Genomic DNA, 4923 nt, shown 5'->3' on the forward strand with positions numbered 1-4923 from the left:
AAGCGGTGCGGGGCGTGGCGATCGTGACACGGGACTGAACTGCGGGAGGATGTGGATCCCCTCACCTGACCTCTCCCTGCGGGAGAGGGACCTGACTCCGCGGCGGGGTGCTGTTGCGTGGTGCTTCGGGTGGATGCCCTCACCTGACCTCTCCCTGCGGGAGAGGGACCTGACTCCGCGGCGGGGTGGTGTTGCCGTGGTGCTTCACGGGTCGTTTCACGCGGGTCGGACCACGACAACCCGCGGTAATCCCTGGCATTCGGTCACCGGAGCGGGCCGATTGCGCGTCCATGGCTTCGTTTTCGACGGCAAAACCGGCGCAATACGCTCCCGCGTCATCGCGCTGGACAGCCGCGTTCTCGATCGCGTCGATCGCGCGAATCGGGAGTTTTTCCGTCGAAGGCATAGGCCATGCCTTCTGAGATTGTAGCTGGGGCAGGGGCTGGGGCAGGGGCCACCACCCGTCAGCGGGCAGCGCCGGTCACCGGCTGGCGCTGCCCGTGGGTTCCGTCTCGGAGTGACAGCAGCGCCTCGACCGCCCGGGCCTGGCGGTCCGCGGGCATGGGGCGTTTGCCGTGTCGGACGCGGGTCAGCAGTCGGGCGACGTCGACGACATCGGACTCTTCCACGTTGCTGGTAACGGTGACTTCGGCGCGCGGGTAACTCACGACCGGTTCCACCCACCAGCGTTCCCCCGTGGCGGTTTCCAGGCGCCGGCTGATATCCAGCGCGTTACGTCGGGCCTGCCGCCGCGGGTCCCATGGGTGCGGCGGTGCGCCATCTATGGACAAGGACCGACCGCACACCTCGATGCTCCGGCAGGCCGACTTCGTTTCGATGGCCCAGACGCCGGTTGGACCGACGACGACATGGTCGACGTTGAAGCCGGTGAACGGAACGTCGTTGAAGACCGTGTACTCAGGCGCGAGGCGGGCAAGTTGGATGGCGGTCTCGAACTCTCCATCGGCGCCGTCCTGCGCCCAACGCCGCTCTCGCGCCAAAGTGGCAACGATCGGAACGGCGATGACCAGCGCGCCGGCGCCGATGATCGGGTGGTAGCTGGCGCCGGCCAGTGCGGCGACGATCAATCCGTACAGGAAGACCTGGAGCCGGCGCGAGCGTGACGCAACGCGGAGATCCAGCCACTCGTTTCGGCGTCCGTACACGCGTGCCATGGAGACGGCAAGAGCAAGGGAAGTGCCGACTCGCACCGCGTCGTGCCCGCTTCCTCGATCGGTTTGCGTCGCACGATGCGTTGGCGCGAGCTGTCGAAACGTGGCCTCGACCGCCGAAAGCTCGACGGTCACAAACGGGGGCTGATCGGCGGCCCCCCCGGTGAGGGTGCGGTTAGGGGATGCACGGGGGGCGAAACCGGCGGACGGGTTGCACGCCCAGAAGGTCATCGTGCGTCCCCGGCCACGACGTGCTCTACACCGGTCACGGTGTCTCGCGGCGTGACGGCGCTCGCCGGATGCGGCGTCCAGCGCCAGCGTTCGGTGCTTGCCGGCTCCATTCGGGCGGCGAAATCGTCGCGCGAAGGGTCAATCGGGACCTTCTCAGACGCGAATCTCGAAGGGGAATCAGCCAGGTAGGCTGGTCAGACCACCGTTCCACAGGAGGATCACGAACGGACAGTTCAACTGAGGTTTTCGAACTCGGCCCACGTCCCGTCGGCAAAGTGACCACCGTCAGGGGCGTCCGTTTACCCGACGAGAGTTGTCCTCGACGACGCCACGGCCCCACGCGGGTATTGATCCCTGTCTCGCGTCGCGGCAAGTAGAGCCCGATGGGCGACCCTCGTATCTGGACGGCCCGCAACTGTGCCGTTTCGCTTGGTTCCGTTGCTTCCCACACGCGATAATGATCAGTATGCAAGACCAGATAGTGGATCGCCGACCTCGCCCGGCGGTCCCCGTAAACGAGGGACAGGACCAGCTCGGCTTCCTCCCGTACGACCAAGAGACCTCGTTCTCGGGTGGCCGGATCGCCCTGCTCTCGAACTACGCCGACGCCAAGTCGTGGATTGACGAGTACACGCACCCGGACAGGATCGTCCATCCGCCGCTGGCGCAGGTGGTGGAACTCGATTTGGTTACCCACGAGCCGGTCGGTATTTACCCGAGGACCAAGAGGCCCACCCAACTCTTCCGCCTCCCGGCGTCTCACAGTCTCGAACTGGATACCAAGAGATCTAGAGCCGCACGGCGCTCCCGTGATGGCCGGTTCATCATCAACCTGCTCGGCTACTGCTTCGGAACGCGCCTGCAGTTCCACGACCTGTGGTTCGACGCCGCCGTGCCGATAGGGAAGGCTAGCCTCAACATCGCGCCCCGCGTGCTTAGCGATTTCATCTCGCACGTTTACGACGTGTGGCGCAGCTGGACGGAATGTGCGCAGCGGCTGGCGAGCAATCTCCTCTACATGCATTGCCGGGCTCCCGCCTACCCGTGGTACTGGGAGCAGTTCGTCTTCGAGTACATGGTGACGGACGCCTGTTACCGCCTCGCCGTCGAGACCGCAACAGACGAAACACGGTTGCGGAACGGCGACAAGGACCTGCTCCACAAAGACCGCATCTCCGCCCTCTGCGAGGTGTTCGGTCTTCGTAATGCTTAGCGTTTCACGCGGGTCGGACCACGACAACCCGCGGTAATCCCTGGCGTTCGGTCACCGGAGCGGGCCGATTTCGCGTCCAAGGCTTCGTTTTCGACGGCAAAACCGGCGCGATACGCTCCCGCGTCCTCGCGCTGGACAGTCGCGTTCTCGATCGCGTCGATCGCACGAAGATGTCCGCGGCGTCCCACCTCGCGCTGCATACGGGTGATGCGCTCGCGACCTCCCGCCGGCAGGCTCTCGGTGCCGTGCGCCGGCCGCCTCGAGCGGCAGCTGCGGAATCTCTCGAAGGAGTGCCCATGACCTGGCGGTCGTCTCAAGACGATGAAAATGTGGTGCCCTCTGCGGGGTCGGGGTCGGAATCGCTATCGGGATCGAGGCCTTCGAATCGATACCGATTCCGATACCGATGGCTGCCCGCCGTTGCGCCTGGTCGGGCGTTTCCGCACCCCACCCACCGCCGGCCACCGCCCACCCCAATTTTCGAAGGAGTACATCGAGCCGCCTCGCCAGGCGCTTCGAACCGCTCGTTGCAAATGGATGTTGCATTGGACACCCACCACCTCTCGTCACGCACGGGCCGCCTGGTCACCGCGCCGCCGAGGCCTGGGTGGGCGGCACACGGCGGGGCTCCCGGCCGCCCTCACCCTGAGCGCACCGGCGGTTGGCTGGCAGCCTCGGCGCCGCTGAGCCCCCTCTGCCGGCAAACATCCCGGTCGGCGCGGCGCCGTCCTCCCTCCACCGCCCCTCGAGCCAGGATCCACGCCGAAAGGCTAACACCCATCGCCCCGGTCGCGGCAGCACTCACCACCCGGCGACTGGATGTCTTGCGAACCTCTCCCCGACAGCGCGCTCCGCCCAACGCGTGGATGTCTCGGAGTTCCTTGGATGTCTCGGAGTTCCTCGGAGTTCCTTCGGTTGCCGATTGGGTGCGGTGGCGGCATGATCACGGCATGATCACACCCATGAACCCCGATGACGAAGACCTGTTCGTGATCGCCGTGTTGCTGACTCTGCAGGAGAATCCGGCCGTCATGGAGAATGACGACGCGCCGCTCGTTGAAACCCGTGTTTTCAGAGCTGTTCGTCACGCTCGCCGTGCCTGAAGCCGAGGAACTGGTGGCGACACCTTACCGTCACGGCCGCGAGGCCGAGGTCGCCCGCGAACTGGCCTACCGCCTGTACACCATCTCTGAACGGAAGAAAGGCGCCGCCGGGGCTCTGTCGTACAACGGCCTCGTGCAGAGCCGGCCGGAGATCGTGCGGCTGGCGCGCGTTCCCGGCGAGCAGGCACAGTCGGAGCTTTTCGTGTAGAGGGTGAGCCGGGAGGCATGCCATGATTCGCCGATTCGCCATCAGCCCGGACCTCCTGGCGGACCTCTGCCAGCGCCATCACATCCGTAAGCTGTCGCTCTTCGGCTCTGTGCTTGCAGGCACCGATCGACCGGACAGCGACGTCGACCTGCTGGTGGAGTTCGAACCCACCGCCACGCCGACCCTGTTCGATATGGCCAGAATCGAGGCAGAGCTGTCGTCGCTTCTGGGCAGGCAGGTCGACGTGCGGACCGAGGAAGACCTCAGCCGCTACTTCCGCGACGAGGTGGTACGCAACGCCGAGGTCCAATATGTCGCCCGATGATCGGATTCGGCTGCTCCACATGGGCGACGCGATCGAGACGGCGACGAGATTTTCCGAAGGCCGCAGCCGCGAGGACCTCGACAACGACCAGATGCTGTTGTTCGCCCTCGTGCGCGCGGTCGAGATCATCGGGGAAGCTGCCACCAACATCTCGGCCGAGACGCGGGCGCTCGCCCCGGAGATACCCTGGAAGGAAATCGTTGGGATGCGCAACCGTCTCGTACACGCCTACTTCGAAATCAACCGAAACATCCTCTGGTCCACCGTCAGAAAGGCCCTGCCCCCATTGCTCGCACAACTCAAGTCCCTGATCCCGCCGGATTGATCCATGGCCATCGCCAACGACGAGTGTTGCGTTGGACACCCACCACCCCTCGTCACGTACGGTTGCCCCGGTCACCGGCCTCACCGCCGGCGGCGCCGCCGAGCCGTCCCCGCATCGGCGTTTGCCTCCACGGGGTTGCGACCGGTCACCGGCCTCACCGCCGGCGGCGCCGCCGAGCCCCCTCCGCCGGCGAATATCCCGGTCCGCGCGACGCCCCGTTTCACGCGGGTCGGACCACGACAACCCCCGGTACTCCCTGACATTCGGTCACCGGAGCGGGTCGATTTCGCGTCCATGGCGTCGTTTCCGACGGCAAAACCGGCGCGATACGCGCCCGCGTCCTCGC

Annotated in this window: 4 protein-coding genes and 1 pseudogene; 4 read left to right on the forward strand and 1 reads right to left on the reverse strand. The window is 65.9% G+C overall.

Annotation, left to right across the window (positions count from 1 at the left end):
- Positions 1–464: 464 nt before the first annotated feature.
- Positions 465–1403, reverse strand: a complete 939-nt coding sequence (locus L6Q96_22840) for an NERD domain-containing protein (protein ID MCK6557388.1) — start codon at positions 1401–1403, stop codon at positions 465–467.
- A 466-nt stretch (positions 1404–1869) separates the two neighbouring features.
- Between L6Q96_22840 and L6Q96_22845 the strand changes: the two genes are divergently transcribed.
- The 4 genes and pseudogenes from L6Q96_22845 (at position 1870) to L6Q96_22860 (ending at position 4577) form a co-directional block, all read left to right on the forward strand.
- On the forward strand, positions 1870–2616 hold the full coding sequence (locus L6Q96_22845; GenBank protein ID MCK6557389.1) for a hypothetical protein: 747 nt from the start codon (positions 1870–1872) through the stop codon (positions 2614–2616).
- 1137 nt (positions 2617–3753) lie between these two features.
- A pseudogene (locus L6Q96_22850) lies at positions 3754–3953 on the forward strand (hypothetical protein).
- Entirely contained in the window at positions 3950–4252 is a 303-nt protein-coding gene (locus L6Q96_22855; GenBank protein ID MCK6557390.1) for a nucleotidyltransferase family protein, read from the forward strand. The pseudogene L6Q96_22850 and the gene L6Q96_22855 overlap by 4 nt, the downstream one beginning before the upstream one ends.
- Positions 4239–4577 (forward strand): DUF86 domain-containing protein, encoded by a 339-nt coding sequence (locus L6Q96_22860; GenBank protein MCK6557391.1) that lies wholly within the window; start codon positions 4239–4241, stop codon positions 4575–4577. Before L6Q96_22855 ends, L6Q96_22860 begins: the two co-directional genes overlap by 14 nt.
- Positions 4578–4923: the final 346 nt, after the last annotated feature.

This window comes from Candidatus Binatia bacterium (assembly GCA_023150935.1).
In the GTDB taxonomy this organism is placed as follows: Bacteria; Desulfobacterota; Binatia; order HRBIN30; family HRBIN30; genus JAKLJW01.